17 protein-coding genes are annotated in these 16,026 nt (G+C 56.8%); 7 read left to right on the plus strand and 10 right to left on the minus strand.

The window, feature by feature from the left end; all coding sequences use genetic code 11:
• The first annotated feature begins 46 nt into the window (after nt 1-46).
• Nucleotides 47-1,255, plus strand: a complete 1,209-nt coding sequence (locus ABIE02_RS04195) for an MFS transporter (protein WP_032617252.1) — start codon at nt 47-49, stop codon at nt 1,253-1,255.
• The gene (locus ABIE02_RS04200) at nt 1,255-2,073 is read left to right on the plus strand and encodes a Cof-type HAD-IIB family hydrolase (protein ID WP_032617251.1); all 819 of its coding nucleotides are present in this window, start codon (nt 1,255-1,257) and stop codon (nt 2,071-2,073) included. The genes ABIE02_RS04195 and ABIE02_RS04200 overlap by 1 nt, the downstream gene beginning before the upstream one ends.
• 91 nt (nt 2,074-2,164) lie before the next feature.
• Here the strand turns inward: ABIE02_RS04200 and ABIE02_RS04205 are convergent, their stop codons facing one another.
• Nucleotides 2,165-3,400 (minus strand): MFS transporter, encoded by a 1,236-nt coding sequence (locus ABIE02_RS04205; RefSeq protein WP_032617249.1) that lies wholly within the window; start codon nt 3,398-3,400, stop codon nt 2,165-2,167.
• Between the two features lie 167 nt (nt 3,401-3,567).
• Between ABIE02_RS04205 and ABIE02_RS04210 the strand changes: the two genes are divergently transcribed.
• From ABIE02_RS04210 to deoR, 3 genes are all read left to right on the plus strand, one after another.
• On the plus strand, nt 3,568-4,296 hold the full coding sequence (locus tag ABIE02_RS04210) for a phosphatase PAP2 family protein (RefSeq protein ID WP_144883908.1): 729 nt from the start codon (nt 3,568-3,570) through the stop codon (nt 4,294-4,296).
• 7 nt (nt 4,297-4,303) lie between these two features.
• Nucleotides 4,304-4,912, plus strand: a complete 609-nt coding sequence (gene ybjG, locus ABIE02_RS04215; protein WP_200142242.1) for an undecaprenyl-diphosphate phosphatase — start codon at nt 4,304-4,306, stop codon at nt 4,910-4,912.
• A gap of 67 nt (nt 4,913-4,979) precedes the next feature.
• The gene (deoR, locus tag ABIE02_RS04220; RefSeq protein WP_032617246.1) at nt 4,980-5,738 is read left to right on the plus strand and encodes a DNA-binding transcriptional repressor DeoR; all 759 of its coding nucleotides are present in this window, start codon (nt 4,980-4,982) and stop codon (nt 5,736-5,738) included.
• A 91-nt stretch (nt 5,739-5,829) separates the two neighbouring features.
• Here deoR and dacC read toward each other — a convergent pair whose 3' ends face one another.
• Entirely contained in the window at nt 5,830-7,035 is a 1,206-nt protein-coding gene (gene dacC, locus ABIE02_RS04225; RefSeq protein ID WP_032617245.1) for a serine-type D-Ala-D-Ala carboxypeptidase, read from the minus strand.
• A gap of 256 nt (nt 7,036-7,291) precedes the next feature.
• Here dacC and ABIE02_RS04230 point away from each other — a divergent pair, with 256 nt between their 5' ends.
• The gene (locus ABIE02_RS04230) at nt 7,292-7,918 is read left to right on the plus strand and encodes a glutathione S-transferase family protein (RefSeq protein ID WP_429211236.1); all 627 of its coding nucleotides are present in this window, start codon (nt 7,292-7,294) and stop codon (nt 7,916-7,918) included.
• 1 nt (nt 7,919) lies between these two features.
• Here ABIE02_RS04230 and ABIE02_RS04235 read toward each other — a convergent pair whose 3' ends face one another.
• Both ABIE02_RS04235 and bssR read right to left on the minus strand, forming a co-directional pair.
• Nucleotides 7,920-9,038, minus strand: a complete 1,119-nt coding sequence (locus ABIE02_RS04235) for a PQQ-dependent sugar dehydrogenase (RefSeq protein WP_117385743.1) — start codon at nt 9,036-9,038, stop codon at nt 7,920-7,922.
• 104 nt (nt 9,039-9,142) lie between these two features.
• Nucleotides 9,143-9,526 (minus strand): biofilm formation regulator BssR, encoded by a 384-nt coding sequence (gene bssR, locus ABIE02_RS04240; protein ID WP_032617240.1) that lies wholly within the window; start codon nt 9,524-9,526, stop codon nt 9,143-9,145.
• 402 nt (nt 9,527-9,928) lie between these two features.
• Between bssR and rimO the strand changes: the two genes are divergently transcribed.
• Complete coding sequence (gene rimO / locus ABIE02_RS04245) at nt 9,929-11,254, plus strand: 30S ribosomal protein S12 methylthiotransferase RimO (RefSeq protein WP_032617233.1); 1,326 nt, start codon at nt 9,929-9,931, stop codon at nt 11,252-11,254.
• Nucleotides 11,255-11,331: 77 nt separating this feature from the next.
• On the opposite strand, the gene ABIE02_RS04250 is transcribed toward rimO, so the two are convergent.
• The 6 genes from ABIE02_RS04250 to ABIE02_RS04275 are packed head-to-tail and all read right to left on the minus strand — an operon-like array spanning nt 11,332 to nt 15,959.
• Nucleotides 11,332-12,342, minus strand: coding sequence for an SIS domain-containing protein (locus ABIE02_RS04250; RefSeq protein ID WP_336995005.1), 1,011 nt, complete (start codon nt 12,340-12,342; stop codon nt 11,332-11,334).
• 12 nt (nt 12,343-12,354) lie between these two features.
• Entirely contained in the window at nt 12,355-13,416 is a 1,062-nt protein-coding gene (locus ABIE02_RS04255; protein WP_117385745.1) for an SIS domain-containing protein, read from the minus strand.
• Nucleotides 13,417-13,428: 12 nt separating this feature from the next.
• Entirely contained in the window at nt 13,429-14,277 is an 849-nt protein-coding gene (locus tag ABIE02_RS04260; protein WP_032617230.1) for a PTS system mannose/fructose/sorbose family transporter subunit IID, read from the minus strand.
• Nucleotides 14,255-15,034 carry a PTS mannose/fructose/sorbose/N-acetylgalactosamine transporter subunit IIC gene (locus ABIE02_RS04265; protein WP_117385747.1) on the minus strand — a complete coding sequence of 260 codons (780 nt, stop codon included), beginning with the start codon at nt 15,032-15,034 and terminating at the stop codon, nt 14,255-14,257. Before ABIE02_RS04265 ends, ABIE02_RS04260 begins: the two co-directional genes overlap by 23 nt.
• Before the next feature lie 16 nt (nt 15,035-15,050).
• Nucleotides 15,051-15,521, minus strand: coding sequence for a PTS sugar transporter subunit IIB (locus ABIE02_RS04270; RefSeq protein ID WP_032617228.1), 471 nt, complete (start codon nt 15,519-15,521; stop codon nt 15,051-15,053).
• A 15-nt stretch (nt 15,522-15,536) separates the two neighbouring features.
• On the minus strand, nt 15,537-15,959 hold the full coding sequence (locus tag ABIE02_RS04275; RefSeq protein WP_032617227.1) for a PTS sugar transporter subunit IIA: 423 nt from the start codon (nt 15,957-15,959) through the stop codon (nt 15,537-15,539).
• Between the last annotated feature and the right edge of the window lie 67 nt (nt 15,960-16,026).

A 16,026-nucleotide genomic window follows, 5' to 3' on the forward strand; every position in this document is an offset into this window, starting at 1 on the left:
AACTTGCTAGTGTTGTCTTCTATGTTGTCCTTCTGGTACAGAAACCATGACCGTCATCTCACCGCGCAAAACGCTGCAACGCCGCCTGTGGGCGCTGTTTATGTTCTTCTTTATCCCCGGCCTGTTAATGGCCTCCTGGGCCACGCGTACCCCCGCCATCCGCGACATTTTGTCGGTCTCGACGGCGGAAATGGGCATCGTGTTATTTGGTCTGTCGATAGGGTCAATGAGTGGCATTCTCTGTTCCGCCTGGTTAGTTAAGCGCTTCGGCACGCGGAAAGTGATCCGCGCCACCATGTGCTGCGCGATTGTGGGTATGATGATGCTCAGCGCTGCGCTGTGGTTCGCCTCCCCGCTGGCCTTTGCCCTCGGACTGACCGTGTTTGGCGGCAGTTTTGGCGCGGCAGAGGTGGCGATCAACGTGGAAGGCGCCGCTATCGAGCAGGAGATGAACAAAACCGTGCTGCCGATGATGCACGGGTTTTACAGCCTCGGCACGCTGGCAGGCGCCGGTATCGGCATGGCGCTCACCGCCTCCGGTATCGCCGCCACGACCCATACCTTACTGGCCGCGCTGGTCTGTATCGCCCCGGTTCTGCTGGGGATCACCGCCATCCCGGATGGCAACGGCAAGAACCCCGCAGGTGAAGCCAAATCGGGTGAGAAAGGGCTGCCGTTTTATCGTGATATGCAGCTGATGCTGATTGGCGTGGTGGTGCTGGCGATGGCCTTTGCCGAAGGCTCTGCGAATGACTGGCTGCCGCTGCTGATGGTGGACGGTCACGGATTCAGCCCGACCTCTGGCTCGCTGATTTACGCCGGGTTCACGCTGGGGATGACCGTCGGTCGCTTTACCGGCGGCTGGTTTATTGACCGCTACAGCCGCGTGACGGTGGTTCGCGCCAGCGCCCTGCTGGGTGGTCTGGGCATTGCGTTGATTATTTTTGTCGATGTCGATTGGGTGGCTGGCGTATCGGTGGTGCTGTGGGGGCTGGGTGCCTCGCTCGGTTTCCCGCTGACTATCTCCGCGGCCAGCGACACCGGCCCGGATGCGCCAACCCGCGTCAGCGTGGTCGCCACCACCGGCTATCTTGCCTTCCTGGTGGGACCACCGCTGCTGGGCTTCCTCGGCGAGCACTACGGCTTACGTAGCGCCATGCTGGTGGTTTTAGGATTAGTGATGATTGCCGCCCTGGTCGCCCGGGCGGTCGCCAAACCGGTGACCCAGGCGAACTCGGTCATGGAGAATGGATAATGAGCGTAAAACTGATTGCGGTTGATATGGATGGCACCTTCCTGGACGATGCGAAGCAGTACAATCGCGCGCGTTTTCTGCGCCAGTACGCGCAGATGAAGGAACAGGGCATACGGTTTGTGGTCGCCAGCGGGAACCAGTACTACCAGCTGATCTCCTTTTTCCCGGAGATCGCCGATGAGATCGCCTTTGTCGCGGAAAACGGCGGCTGGGTAGTGAATGCCGGAGAAGATGTTTACAACGGCGAGTTAACGCAGGCCCAGTTCGCCACCGTGGCGGAGTTTCTCTGCACCATTCCTGAAGTCGAAGTGATCGCCTGCGGTAAAGGCAGCGCCTATACCCTCAAGCATTATGGCGAAGCCTTCCACGATCTTGCGGCGAAGTATTACCACCGGCTGGAAAAGGTGGATAAATTCGACAACTTTAACGACATCTTTTTCAAGTTTGGCCTAAACGTGTCGGATGACGATATCCCGCGTATCCAGGCAATCATCCACGAAAAGCTGAGCGACATTATGGTGCCGGTCACTACCGGACACGGCAGTATTGACCTGATCCTGCCGGGCATCCACAAAGCCAATGGCCTGCGTCTGCTGCAGGAGATCTGGGGCATCGACAACAGCGAAGTGGTCGCCTTTGGCGACAGCGGCAACGACGTGGAGATGCTGACCCAGTCCGGATTCAGCTTTGCGATGGCGAATGCCCGGGATCACATCAAAGCGGTTGCCCGCTATGAAGCGCCGAACAATAACGAAGAAGGGGTACTGGAAGTGATTGACCGCGTGTTGAAAGGGGAAGCCCCGTTCAACCAGGGCTAAACCCGGCGGCGCGTTACTTGCACCGGCCTACGGGTTTCGTAGGCCGGGTAAACGCAGCGCCATCCGGTAAAACGGCGAGCAGACTGCTTGCTTAATCCGGCTGTAATGAACTGCCCACCTGCTTGTCTTTCAGGAACACAAACATCAGTGCCAGCCACAATACGCCGTTCGCCAGGTTGAACAGGCTGAACAGCCCGTTGCCGCCGCTGCTGAAGGCGTGTTTGCTGACTTCGATACCAACGGTGAAGATCAGCATTTGCAACATGCCCATCGCCGCCGATACGGTGCCTTTGCTTATCTCGCTGGCAAACAGCGTCAGGCGCACCAGCCCGGCATTCGCCAGCCCAATACCAAACGCATAGATGCTCAGCCCGGCGGTCATCCACAGATACGCATGGGAAGAGACCACCGTCGCCACCGCCGCAACCACCAGCCCAATCACAATCGGCCAGCCGCCCATAATGATCAACGAGCGCACAGTACGGCGCGACGTCAGACGGGCCAGCACAACGTTGCCCACAATCAGCGCGCCAAAAATAGGCACCTGTAGCAGGCCATACTCGTAGCTGCTGAGCTTTTCGCCACTGATGATGATCACCGGCGACTGGGCAATCCACGCCAGCAAGGGCAGGCAGACAAAACCAATTGCCAGCGCCCCCGCCACAAAGCGAACATTTTTCAGCACCGCTTTATAGTCGCGCCCCAATTCCTGCAGGGAGAGCTTCTCCCCGATGCGGGTAGCGGTTTCGGGCATGGCGCGGTACAGACCGTAAAACGAGATCGCCGCCAGCGCCGCAAAGAGTACGAACATCCCCTCCCAGGGCGCAACATGCACCCAGGCGGCCCCCACCAGCGGGCCGAGCAGCGGCGCAATCAGCGCCACGTTAGCCATCAGGGCGGTGATTTTAATGCACACCGCTTCCTCGAAAGACTCCTGAATGGCGGCATACCCGACAGCGCCAATAAAGCACAGGCTGATGCCCTGTAAAAAACGCAGCACCATAAATTGTTCGATGGTTTGCGCCAGCAGGGTCGCCAGGCAGGTGACGATAAACCACACCACCCCGGTTAACATCACCGGGCGGCGGCCAATACGATCCGACAGCGGCCCGAGCAGCCACTGTAAAAACATCCCCCCCGCCAGATAGGCAGTCATGGAGGTGGGAACCCACTCAATCCCGGCGTTGTACTGCTCCACCACCGCCAGCATGCCCGGCTGGATCATATCGTTGCCGATATAGGTAGAGAATTCGTACAGCACCAGACACAGCGGGAACAGCAACGCCTGACGCCCCAGGCGCGTGCGGGAAGAAGAACGGTTTAACATGGGATCTCAATATCCGATAAAAAATCGCGCAAAGTGTAATGAAATGGCTGCGTCAGAGATAGCAGAAACACGCAGTTGTACAGAAATAACGCACAAATCGCCGTCGTTTAAGGTTGCCTTAAGTTAACGACCGTATGCTTAGACGTTTTTAGTCATTGGCTCTCAGTATGACACAACTCGCCTCCACTTCAGAATTGTCTAAGTTAAAGACTTCTAAGACAAAACCGCTTTACCGTATGCCGGTTCGTTTTTATGGTTACCAGCTCCTTGCGCTGCTGGTTCTGGCCGGGCTTTTTACCTGGCTGGCGCGGGACGAAACGCTGGACAGGATGTTAACGGGCTACTGGTATGACGCGGCGAGCCAGCACTTCCCGCTGCAGCACAACGCGCTGCTGGATCTGCTCAATCATCGCCTGGCGAAATACGCGACCATTACCGTGGCGGCGGTGACGCTGCTTTACGGCGCGTTCCGGCGTAATGCCCGGCTGGTGACCGCAGCGCTGCTGATGGCGCTGGGTACGGCGGTGGTGGGTTTACTGAAAGCGATCAGCCATCACAGCTGCCCCTGGGATCTGGTGGAGTACGGCGGCAAGGCGTTGTCCTATCCCCTGTTTGACGCAGCCCCTGCTGGCAGTGGCCCTGGCCGCTGTTTTCCGGGCGGCCACGCCTCAAGCGGCTTTATGGTGATGGGATTGTTTTTTGCTTTCTGGCGCGAGCGTCCCCGTCTGGCCTGGGCGCTGATGGCCACGGGTGTCGTACTCGGGCTGGTCATGGGCTATGGCCAGGTGATGCGCGGCGCACATTTCTTCTCTCATAACCTGTGGGCAGGTTGGTGGGTGTGGTTTTCACAGGTGGTGGCCTATGGCCTGATTTCCATCTGGTTTGCAAAAGAGTAACAAGGGTATGTTAGAGAATCTGAACTACGGACTGTTTTACCTGATTAATGCGACGCCAGCATCACCGGAGTGGAGCATCAAACTGGCCATCTTTGTGGCGAAAGATCTGATCAGCATTATGCCGGCGCTGATTGCAATTCTCTGGCTATGGGGACCGCGCAAGCAGGTGGGTGCTCAACGTCAGCTGGTGATTAAAATCGCCATGGCGCTGGTGATAAGCCTGGCGGCATCGTGGCTGCTGGGCCATCTGTTCCCGCATGACCGTCCGTTTGTCGATCATGTCGGCTATAACTTCCTGCATCACGCCGCCGATGACTCCTTCCCGAGCGATCACGGTACCGCCATTTTCACCTTTGCCCTGGCATTCCTGCTCTGGCACCGGCTCTGGTCGGGTATGGTGTTGATGGTCGTGGCCTGCGCCATCGCCTGGTCCCGCGTTTATCTGGGGGTCCACTGGCCGATGGATATGCTGGGTGGGTTGATGGTCGGGCTGCTGGGCTGCCTGAGCGCACAGATCCTGTGGAACCTGTGCGGAGACGTCCTCTACCAACGCCTCTCGCAGCTGTACCGGTTCTGCTTTGCCCTGCCCATCCGTAAAGGCTGGATACGTGACTAATTTGGGTCTCGCGAGTTAAACTTGAACCCCCGACGTAACGGGGGTTTATTAATGGCTCTGAGGACCTATGGAAACACGACGTGACGAACGGCTGGCTCAACTGATTACCGCGCTTAAGCGCAGCGATAAACTGCATCTGAAAGAAGCCGCCGCACTGCTGGGCGTCTCGGAGATGACTATCCGTCGCGACCTCAACAGTGAAAGCGGGCCAGTCGTGCTGCTCGGCGGCTACATTGTTCTCGAACCTCGTAGCGCCAGCCACTATCTGCTGAGCGATCAAAAAACCCGCCTGGTGGAAGAGAAGCGCAAAGCGGCGCGCCTGGCCGCCTCGCTGGTGCAGCCTCATCAGACGTTGTTTTTTGATTGCGGCACCACGACGCCGTGGATCATCGAAGCCATTGATAACGCCCTGCCCTTCACCGGGGTCTGCTACTCCCTGAATACGTTTCTCGCCCTGCAGGAAAAGCCCGAGTGCCGGGTGATCCTCTGCGGCGGCGAGTTCCATGCCAGCAACGCCATTTTCAAACCGCTCAATTTGCAGGACACCCTCAGCAACCTGTGCCCGGATATCGCCTTTTACTCCGCGGCAGGTGTGCATGTTCGCCAGGGGGCGACCTGTTTTAATCTGGATGAGCTGCCGGTAAAACAGTGGGCGATGAACATGGCGCAGTATCACGTGCTGGTGGTGGATCACAGCAAAATTGGGAAGGTGCGCCCGGCGCGGATGGGGGAACTGACGCGCTTTGACGCCATTGTGAGTAACTGCCGCCCGGATGAAGAGCTGGTGACGTATGCGAAGGCGCAGCAGATTAAACTGATGTACTGAGTGCAGTTTATTGCCCGGCAGCGCTACGCTTGCGCGGGCATACCGGGTCGTTCGTAGGCCGGGTCAGGCGAAGCCGCCACCCGGCTTTGACTTAATTAAACCAGCCGCCAAACCAGTCGTGGAACTTCATCAGCACGTAATCCCACATCCGACCAAAGAACCCGCCCTCTTCCACCGCTTCCATCACGATCAACGGACGCTGCTCAATCGATTTGCCGTTCAGCTGGAAGTCGATAGAGCCGACCACCTGGCCTTTTTTCAGCGGTGCGGTGAGTTGCTTTTCCGTCAGGGTGTAGCTGGCCTTGAGATTTTTCAGTTGGCCGCGCGGAATGGTGACCGAGCCGCTTTCACCGGCACCGAGCTTGACCTCGCTCTTGTCACCAAACCAGACGCGCTGGCTGACAAAGGTGGCATCCGGCTTGATAGGGGTAACGGTTTCGAAGAAGCGGAAGCCCCAGGTCAGCAGTTTTTCTGACTCGTTAAAGCGGATACGGTCGGTTTTGGTGCCCAGCACCACCGAGATCAAACGCATATCGCCCTGGGTTGCCGAAGCCACGAGATTATACCCCGCCCCGGCGGTAGTGCCGGTTTTCATCCCATCCACATTGACGTTGCTGCTCCACAGCAGACGGTTGCGGTTCGGCTGGCGGATCTTATTGAAGGTAAACTCTTTCTCTTTATGGATGGCGTACTCTTCCGGCACATCATGAATCAGGGCCTTACCCAGCAGCGCCATATCGCGGGCGGTACTGAACTGGCCCGGCGCGTCCAGCCCGTGAACGGTCTTGAAGGTGGTGTTGGTGAGGCCTAATTTTTGCGCATAACCATTCATCAAACCAATGAAAGAATCCTGACTGCCGGCCACATAATCGGCCAGCGCGATGCAGGCATCATTCCCAGACTGAATGATTACACCTTTGTTCAGATCGGAAACCGCCACCTGATCCCCCGGCTTGAGGAACATGACCGAGGAGCCGCGCAACGCCGGGTTGCCGGTCGCCCAGGCGTCTTTGCCGATGGTAACCATGTCGGTGAGCTTGATTTTACCGGCCTTCAGCGCCTGCCCCACCACGTAGCTGGTCATGATTTTGGTCAGGCTGGCTGGGTCGAGTTTTTCATCCGCATTGCCTTCTGCCAGCACTTTGCCGCTGGCATAGTCCATCAGTATCCAGGCGCGCGCATCAACCGGCGGAGCTTCTGGTGCCGCCTGTTCCGCTGCGTACAGCGAAGGTGCAAAAAGGACCAGTAGCGCAGAACCTGCGACCAGACCGCGTAAAGAAAAAGTTTTTCGCATCATAATGCCACCCGAGTTTCCATTCCAAAAATCACGTCATACCACCGTGTCAAAAGAAGCGATGAGTAATAACGTACTAACGCCTTAAAAAAAACCAAAACCTCGTAAAGTTTTTAAAGTTTATGCAATAACAACCCGATACGCTTTGACCGCATCGATTTTTTTCGCGTCTGTTGCGTATTGGTTTGGTTTATCTCACCATGTAAAGTCATCAACACGGATCTCATCCTGATATCGGCTTTAATTATAAGGGGTTGTTATGATTACTTTGTGGGGCAGGAACAATTCAACCAACGTTAAAAAGGTCATCTGGACGCTGGAAGAGCTGGATTTACCCTTTAAGCAGATCATGGCGGGACTGGAACACGGGGTAAATAAAGAGGCCGAGTATCTGGCCATGAACCCCAACGGCCTGGTGCCCCTGCTGCGGGATGACGAAACCGACCTTACGCTGTGGGAGTCCAACGCCATTGTGCGTTATCTCGCTGCGCAATATAGCCAGAACCGTCTGTGGATCGATGCGCCTGCGAAGCGTGCCGTCGGCGAAAAGTGGATGGACTGGGCTAACCAGACGCTCTCCCCGGCCCACCGGGTGATTTTGATGGGGCTGGTCAGAACCCCGGAAGCCAGGCGCGATTATGCGGCCATCGACGCTGCCAAAGCGACCTGCGAATCGCTGTTCGCCATGATGGACGAGGCGCTGGCGGCCCAGCCGTGGTTCTCGGGCGACGAGTTTGGCGTGGGTGATATCGCCGTCGCCCCCTTTGTCTGGAACCTGACCAACGTGGGCCTGGAGTGGGCACCGCGCCCGCATCTGGCACGCTGGCTGGCGAACCTGAGCGAACGTCCGGCCTACCGCAGCGTGGTGATGATCCCGGTTACCTGATCTACTCCCTGGACGGGCTGACTTTTAACAGCTGCCCGTCGGATTCATCGGTCAACACGTACAGATAGCCATCCGGCCCGACCCGCACGTCGCGCACCCGCTGGTTGCGGTCGCCGAGGATCCTTCCCTCCTCGGTGACGCTATTGCCACTGACGTTCAGCACAATCACATCCTTGTCCTTCAGCGCGCCGATAAAGAGTTTGTTTTTCCACTGCGGGAAGACGTCGCTGTTATAGAAAGCCATCCCGCTGAGCGCTGGGGACTTTTTCCAGACAAACAGCGGCGGCTCGGTGCCTGCGACCGTTTCCCCTTTCGCTTCCGGGATGGGCAACCCGCTGTAGTTGATGCCATGCGTCGCCAGCGGCCAGCCGTAGTTTTTGCCTCTTTCCGGGATATTGATTTCGTCGCCCCCGCGCGGGCCGTGCTCATGGAGCCACAGGGTGTTACTCCACGGGTTCATCGCCATCCCCTGCGGGTTGCGGATACCGTACGACCAAATTTCCGGCCGCGCCTCTTTGGTCTTCACAAAGGGGTTATCGTCCGGTACTGCTCCGTCTTCGGTCAGTCGTACCACTTTGCCCTGTAACTTATCCAGATCCTGGGCCGTAGGGCGCTGGTTATTCTCGCCCAGCCCAATAAACAGGTAGCCTTTGCCGTCGAACACCAGTCTGCCGCCAAAGTGATTGCCGGTAGAGAGTTTAGGCTGCTGTCGGAAGACCACCCTGAAGGCCTCCAGTCGGGTGTTATCGTCGCTCAGACGGCCATACCCCACCGCTGTGCCCGCTTTCCCGTCGTCGCCCGCCTCGGCGTAGCTTAGCCAGACCCGGCGCGACGTCGCGAAATCGGGTGCCAGCGCCACGTCAAGTAATCCCCCCTGGCCGCTGTCCCAGACCTTAGGTACGCCGACAATGGGATCAGATAGGCCTTTGCCTGGCTGCCAGCGTTTAAGCTGCCCGCCTTTCAGCGTGATGAGCATGCCCTGATCTTGCGGCAGGAACGCCAGCGCCCAGGGGTGATCGAGTTTATTTTGCAGCACCGCCACCTTCACTTCGGCAGGCGCGGCAAACAGCGAGGCGGATATTAGCAACACTGGCAGGGAAATAAGCGAGGATCGACGCATAACGCACTCCTTTTCGACGTATGGCATAAGACTAGCCACTCAGCGCAGGGGCGTTGATACTTTTACAAAAGCTTAACCAGAAGGGGGAGTTGCCTCCCCCGGGATCAGCTCTGAATCAGCGGTGTCTGTGATTTCAGATACTGGATGCAGAGAGTGAGATCGTTCAGACAGTTTTCCAACTTCTCTGCGTTGACGGCGATGAACGTCGGGCAATCGTGGTTGCCGGTCATCATACAGACGCCTGCGGTGGTGAGCGATCCGGCGGCGCGATAGAGCATCGCCTGCTCGTCGGCATTGCAATGCGCTCTCAGCTCAGGCGCTTTTTCTCGCATGTAGGTGCAAAGTTCAAAGAAGTTGTCACGCAGATGGTCGCTTTCGCTGACTGACATATACCCTTTCGCTTTCCTTAACTGCAGATAGGCCGCGAGATCAATTCGGGCATTGATCATCTTGTTAAGAAGATCGCGTTTCAGTCTGTCAACGGACATGCTTTTTCCCCCCTTGTCAGCTTAATTGCACCTTCAGATTATGTTTATTTTTTGCTCAATTTAATGCGTCAGGTCAATAATTCGTGACGGATTAACAAAATTTACAATGTTAAAACAGCAGGCGGAAAGGCTGTGCGGAGGTGGTTGTTTTGACTGAGCATAAAATCATGCTTCTCTTCTATAGCCTGTGGAGTCTCTTAAACGTGGCCGGGATGCTGGACGTTTCGGCCTTTGCTTTTAGCCCGTCTTTGGGATAACGGCACGGACCGCTGCGAGTCCCTTAAAGCCGGAATAGGTAAATATAAACAGTTACCTTCCCTGCACAGGGATCTGTATAAATCCCCGCGAGAACGCTGTACAATCCCTGCCCTGATAACTCCCTAACTGACTACTTTTTAATCTATGAGCAATGTTACGCACCAGCCGAAAATCGGCTTCGTCTCGCTGGGCTGTCCGAAAAACCTGGTGGATTCCGAACGTATCCTGACCGAACTTCGCACTGAAGGCTATGACGTCGTGCCGAGCTACGACAATGCCGACATGGTGATCGTTAACACCTGCGGCTTTATCGATAGCGCCGTGCAGGAGTCTCTGGAAGCCATCGGTGAAGCACTCACTGAAAACGGCAAGGTGATTGTCACCGGTTGTCTGGGCGCCAAAGTCGATCAAATCCGCGAAGTCCATCCGAAGGTACTGGAAATCACCGGTCCACACAGCTACGAGCAGGTGCTGGAACATGTGCATCACTATGTGCCAAAACCAAAGCATAACCCGTTCCTGAGCCTGGTGCCGGAACAGGGCGTGAAGCTGACCCCGCGTCACTATGCGTACTTAAAAATTTCTGAAGGCTGCAACCACCGCTGCACCTTTTGCATCATCCCGTCCATGCGTGGCGATCTGGTGAGCCGTCCGATTGGCGAAGTGCTGGCCGAAGCCAAACGTCTGGCGGATGCGGGTGTGAAAGAACTGCTGGTGATCTCCCAGGACACCTCGGCCTACGGCGTGGACGTGAAGCACCGCTCCGGCTTCCACAACGGCGAGCCGGTGAAAACCAGCATGGTCGGCCTGTGCGAACAACTGTCTAAGCTGGGCATCTGGACACGTCTGCACTACGTCTACCCGTACCCGCACGTTGACGACGTGATCCCGCTGATGGCGGAAGGCAAAATTCTGCCTTATCTGGATATCCCGCTGCAGCACGCCAGCCCGCGTATTCTGAAGCTGATGAAGCGTCCAGGCTCCGTTGACCGCCAGCTGGCGCGCATCAAGCAGTGGCGTGAAATCTGCCCGGATCTGACCCTGCGCTCCACCTTTATCGTCGGCTTCCCGGGTGAAACCGAAGAAGATTTCCAGATGCTGCTCGACTTCCTGAAAGAAGCGCGTCTGGACCGCGTGGGCTGCTTCAAGTACAGCCCGGTAGAAGGCGCTACCGCCAACGAACTGGCGGATCAGGTGCCGGAAGAGGTTAAAGAAGAGCGCTGGAACCGCTTCATGCAGCTGCAACAGCAGATCTCTGCTGAACGTCTGCAGGAAAAAGTGGGCCGCGAAATTCTGGTGATCATCGACGAAGTGGATGAAGAAGGCGCGATTGGCCGCAGCATGGCCGATGCCCCGGAAATCGACGGCGCGGTCTACCTGAACGGCGAAACGAAGGTGAAACCGGGTGATATCGTGCGTGTGAAAGTCGAAAACGCCGACGAGTATGACCTGTGGGGTAGCCGGGTTTAATCCCGGTTAACGCCTGATGACGCTGCGCTTATCAGGCCTGAAAAAAAGGGGACGTAACGTCCCCTTTTTTATTGCTATTAATACTCGAACTGCCGGTAGTAGCGGCGAATATCCAGACTGTGGCCGGTGTAGTGCTCGAAATGGGCAGCAAGACGGTCTACCAGCAAGGTTGAGATGAGGCACGGTGCCAGCAGCCAGCGGAACCGATCATCAATCCCCGCCAGCGCGTACTCACGCGGGTCAAACACCACCAGATTATCGGTAATTTTCGCTGCGAAACGCTCCACGCGGTCGTCCAGCGCCCGGCATTTGCCCTCGCCTTTCACCAGGAACAGCGGGACGTCCTTTTCCAGCAGCTCCAGCGTGCCGTGGAAAAACTCCGCAGATGAAACCGATTTGGTGCGCTTCCACTGCATCTCTTCCAGAATACACATCGAGAAGAGATAGACTTCGCCCCACATCTCCGCGCCGCCAATCCACATCATATAGTCGGCACTGTGATATTTTTGCGCGATGGCATCGGCCTGCGGATCAAATTGCTTTTTCGCGTTCAGGAGATTCTCAGGTAACAGCTCCAGCTGGCTGGCGAAGCGGTCATAATCGTCAAATTCCCCGTTACCCTGAACCAGGCGGAAGAATACCCAGTACAGCAGCATATACTCATATTCCACGCCGTTTTTGTGCCGCATCGGAATATGCCAGGTGGCGGCATTTGCCAGCGGCGAATCGCTATTTTTGGTGATCGCCACCACGCGGATCCCTTGCGCCTTACACAATTCGGCAATCGCCACCGACTCTTTGGTATCACCCGATTTCGAGAGAGTAATCACCACGGAATCTTTATTTAAGCGTTTATGTCCGGCATGGATTAATTCTGCCGCCTGCTCAAGATAAACCGGCAGCTCGGTTAATTCCCGGGCGAAGGCGTTAATCGCCATCATCGGCGCTAACGATCCCCCTACCGAGGCGAAAAATAGCGTGCTGAAGCCCTGCTGAATAATCTCATCAGCGACCTGTTCCGCCTGTTTACGCGCAGCAACAATCTCACGAGCACTGGTCAGGTACTCGTCCTGATTAAAACCTAACATAGTTGTTCTCCTTTAGATTTTACTCTTTAAAACCCGATCGAAGTCGTCGAAGATACGCACCGAGAGATCGATGCCTTTGGCGCAGGCGGTACGCCAGGCCAGAATTTGCAGAGGGATAATCAACAGCAGCGGCGAGAGCAGATGCGGCAGACGGCAGTTCAGCGCCAGGGTATTCTCCCCCTCCTCACCCGTCAGGGTGATCAGGAACGCCCGGTTAACCGCCGGAGCCATATAGTCTCTTAGCGCCCGCAAGCGTGGGTTTGGCGCATCCTCAATAAAGAACATCACATGCTCAGCGTTGGCCTCCAGATAGGGGCCATGCATGTACGCCTCCAGTTCAAACCCACCGGACGGCACCCGCACCGTTTCGGTGAACTTGGTTTCAAATTCTTTCGCCACGCCGGTCAGGGCACCTTCACCGATGGCGATAAAGCGCGTGCCGGATTGCAGGGCCTGAAGGTGCCGCTCGAAGAATGCCTCCGTGCGGGCAATCGTGTCGGGGATCGCCGCCGCGAGCTGGTGCAGCGCCGCCAGGGTGTCCTGCGTTTCACGCTCATCGAGCTGCTGTTGCGCCCGGGCAAGCGTCAGCGCGACCAGCAGCAGATTCAGCACCGTGGCGCTAAAGCCGCGGGTCACGAAGCCCACTTTCTCGATCCCGGTATGGATGTCTAGCACCTGGTCGCAGCGGCGACCGATCGGGCTGTCGGGATCCGAGGTCAGGGCAAACACCGGCAGCCCGGCGGCCTGCACTTTTTCCATTGCTGCCAGCGTCGAGGCGCTTTTTCCGCTCTGGGAAACGACCAGCACCATATCCGTGTGCGGGTCGATGGCCTCATAGTGCATAAAGTTGTACGGCTCTTTGATGTCCACCAGCAGGCCAAAGCGGTGTTCAAAGAAGTAGCGCGCGCACATCGCTGCATTCAGCGAGGAGCCGGTCGCCAGCACCAGCAGACGGCGCACCGGATGCTGGCGGGCAAAGGCTTCCACGGACGCCAGATGCTGCGGGTAGGCCCCGAGGATCGCCTCAAGCGCCGCGGGCTGCTCTTCGATATAGGTCATCATTGTCGGTTGCATCGTTTTCTCCGCTTAAAACAGGCCAATCCACGAACCCAGAATCCCCACCAGCGCCATGCCACCGATAATGGTGAGCGGTTTGACCTTGCGCCCCAGCAACCAGTAGACAATGCCGAAGCTGACGAGCGGCAACAGGCACGGCATGATGTTGTCGATAATCCCCTGGACCTCGGTTTTCGCCTCCCCCGCGCCGAAGGAGATGGGGATAGTGATGTTGATCATCGAGGCAGCCATTGCCCCCACCACCATCAGCCCGATAATCGAGGCGCCGTAGGTGAGGCTCTCCATCATCCCGCTCTTCTGAACGCGATGAAGCACCCCGGTGCCGAGCACGTAACCCCAGCGGGTAAAGAGCCAGCGCACCAGAATGTGCGGCACGTTAAACACCAGCAGGAACAGGATTGGCCCCAGGATGTTGCCCTGCAGCGCCAGGCTGGTGCCGATGCCGGTGGCAATCAGGCGCAGCGTGCCCCAGAAGAAGGAGTCCCCCAGCCCGGCCAGCGGCCCCATCAGCGACGCTTTCACGTTGTCGATCGCCGTGCCGTCCATCTCCTGCTGCTGGCTGTTTTTCTCCTCCATCGCGGTGGTAATGCCCAGCAGCAGCGTGACGATATGCGGCGTGGTGTTAAAGAACACCAGGTGGCGTTTTAACGCCGCCGCCAGCGCGGCTTTTTGCGGGTAGAGCTTTTTCAGCACCGGGATCAGGGCATAGACAAAAGCGAGGTTCATCTGCCGCTCATAGTTCCAGGAAAACTCCATCTGGAACGACCGCCAGAACACCCGGCGCAGATCGCGTGCATTGATCGCGTTCTCATCCTGCGTCTCAGGCAGGGTCTCTTCAGAAATCATCTTCGTCGTCATCACTGACTCCTTGATCGGTGGTAGTACGGGGAGCGTTATGCGCAGTCGTGTTGACCATCACTACCGCCACAATGGCACCCAGAATGGCGATACCGGTGACGGGTATTTTCAGGTACGCCATCAGCGCAAAGCCGAGGAAGAAAAAGGGGGCCACTTTTTTGTTGATCAGCAACCGGGCCAGCATTGCAAAGCCCAGCGCCGGAATGATTCCCGTCGCCACGCTTAACCCGTGTTTAATAAATTCCGGGATAGCATCCAGTAAGGATTTCACCGCGCTACTCCCGACCAGGAACGACACGGTGACCACTGCCGCCAGCATCAGTGACAGACCAAACCCGGCGAGAAGGTGCATTCGCTCGATACCGCGGGTATCCGCCTGCTCGGCATAGCTGTCGGCCTTCTGGCTGAGCATCGGGATAAACATGCCGAGATAGACGTTTTTCAACACCAATGTCAGGGTGGCAATCGGCAGGCCGAGCAGCAGCGCCGTTTCGGTTCCCGCCCCGGAGGTGATGGCAAACGCCACCCCCAGCACCCCGCCGGTGACCACATCGGGCGGAATCGACGCCCCCACCGAAAACGATCCGATAAACGCCAGTTCCAGCGTCGCCCCCATAATCACGCCCGTCTGTACATCGCCTAACACCAGCCCGGTTAATAATCCGGTGACAATGGGCCGGGAAAGCAGCGAGGTGCCCAGGGCATATTCCGACTGGGCGATAAACGCCACCAGTCCGAGTAACAGTGCCTCTACCATAGTGAGTCCTCAGGAGTTACAGAGATTCCGCTAATAACTGTTTGCGATCGTTAGGCACCTGGCGTATTTCGATCTCAATGCCAGTGCCGACCAGCTGAGTGAGTTTTTCAATTTCGTCCGGCAGCAAATTAATGGCCTTTGAAATATTCCTTGCCCCTTCTTTCGCTTTAATGCCGCCGAGATTAATGCTCTTAATCCCGTCCACCGCGGAGGCTAATCGCCAGGCATCCTCTACCGACTCCACCACAATAAACAGGTGGTATTTATCGGTGACGCCGCTTTTGATGGCCTCAATCGAGTCGTTAATATTTTTAATCACCAGCTTGACCGCAGGCGGCTTGGCCAGCTTGATAGTTGTTTTTCGCAGTTCGTCGTTGGGCACGCTGTCGTTGGCAATTAAAATGCAATCTGCCCCGACATATTGCGTCCAGGAAAAGGCCACCTGTCCGTGTAATAAGCGGTGGTCAACACGCAGTAACGTAATCATTATTATTCCTCGCGTTCAGAAGTCTTTATCTGCCTGTACCGCACTGGCAATGGTGTGGTTGCAATACTGAATACTTTCCCGGGCGCTGAATAACGCCTCATGGATTAATTTTTCGGTATCCGGTTCATCCGCAGAAATAAGCAAGCCGATGACCAGCGGCAAATTCAGGCCAGCGATCAGATGAAATTTCGGCTGATGCAGATAGCGGATAAATTCGTTATTGACGCTCCCGGCAAAAATATCGGTGATCACAATCACCTCATCCTGCTCCGGCAGGCTGGCAAGTAGCTCAGCCACCTGCCCGGTAACATCCTGGTTCTCGTCGACATAAGCGCAGAGGGTATGGATGTCCTGCTGCTTGCCGAGGATCAACTCGACCGAGTCGAGTACCCCGCGGGCTAAGGTGCCATGGCTGGCAAATATGTAATGTCGTTTCATCCTGTCCTCGAAGCTCATTCCACTGTGCAGCTGTTTGCTCTACAGAGACTGCAACCCACGTGCCAGG

The sequence above is a fragment of the Leclercia sp. 1548 genome (assembly GCF_050435045.1).
Taxonomy (GTDB): Bacteria; Pseudomonadota; Gammaproteobacteria; order Enterobacterales; family Enterobacteriaceae; genus Enterobacter; species Enterobacter adecarboxylatus.

What these genes read in the sequence shown, in the direction of transcription:
- ABIE02_RS04195 (WP_032617252.1), top strand. Translation starts at nt 47, where the DNA reads ATGACCGTCATCTCACCGCGCAAAACGCTGCAACGCCGCCTGTGGGCG.
- ABIE02_RS04200 (WP_032617251.1), top strand. Translation starts at nt 1,255, where the DNA reads ATGAGCGTAAAACTGATTGCGGTTGATATGGATGGCACCTTCCTGGAC.
- ABIE02_RS04205 (WP_032617249.1), bottom strand. Translation starts at nt 3,400, where the DNA reads ATGTTAAACCGTTCTTCTTCCCGCACGCGCCTGGGGCGTCAGGCGTTG.
- ABIE02_RS04210 (WP_144883908.1), top strand. Translation starts at nt 3,568, where the DNA reads ATGACACAACTCGCCTCCACTTCAGAATTGTCTAAGTTAAAGACTTCT.
- ybjG (WP_200142242.1), top strand. Translation starts at nt 4,304, where the DNA reads ATGTTAGAGAATCTGAACTACGGACTGTTTTACCTGATTAATGCGACG.
- deoR (WP_032617246.1), top strand. Translation starts at nt 4,980, where the DNA reads ATGGAAACACGACGTGACGAACGGCTGGCTCAACTGATTACCGCGCTT.
- dacC (WP_032617245.1), bottom strand. Translation starts at nt 7,035, where the DNA reads ATGATGCGAAAAACTTTTTCTTTACGCGGTCTGGTCGCAGGTTCTGCG.
- ABIE02_RS04230 (WP_429211236.1), top strand. Translation starts at nt 7,292, where the DNA reads ATGATTACTTTGTGGGGCAGGAACAATTCAACCAACGTTAAAAAGGTC.
- ABIE02_RS04235 (WP_117385743.1), bottom strand. Translation starts at nt 9,038, where the DNA reads ATGCGTCGATCCTCGCTTATTTCCCTGCCAGTGTTGCTAATATCCGCC.
- bssR (WP_032617240.1), bottom strand. Translation starts at nt 9,526, where the DNA reads ATGTCCGTTGACAGACTGAAACGCGATCTTCTTAACAAGATGATCAAT.
- rimO (WP_032617233.1), top strand. Translation starts at nt 9,929, where the DNA reads ATGAGCAATGTTACGCACCAGCCGAAAATCGGCTTCGTCTCGCTGGGC.
- ABIE02_RS04250 (WP_336995005.1), bottom strand. Translation starts at nt 12,342, where the DNA reads ATGTTAGGTTTTAATCAGGACGAGTACCTGACCAGTGCTCGTGAGATT.
- ABIE02_RS04255 (WP_117385745.1), bottom strand. Translation starts at nt 13,416, where the DNA reads ATGCAACCGACAATGATGACCTATATCGAAGAGCAGCCCGCGGCGCTT.
- ABIE02_RS04260 (WP_032617230.1), bottom strand. Translation starts at nt 14,277, where the DNA reads ATGACGACGAAGATGATTTCTGAAGAGACCCTGCCTGAGACGCAGGAT.
- ABIE02_RS04265 (WP_117385747.1), bottom strand. Translation starts at nt 15,034, where the DNA reads ATGGTAGAGGCACTGTTACTCGGACTGGTGGCGTTTATCGCCCAGTCG.
- ABIE02_RS04270 (WP_032617228.1), bottom strand. Translation starts at nt 15,521, where the DNA reads ATGATTACGTTACTGCGTGTTGACCACCGCTTATTACACGGACAGGTG.
- ABIE02_RS04275 (WP_032617227.1), bottom strand. Translation starts at nt 15,959, where the DNA reads ATGAAACGACATTACATATTTGCCAGCCATGGCACCTTAGCCCGCGGG.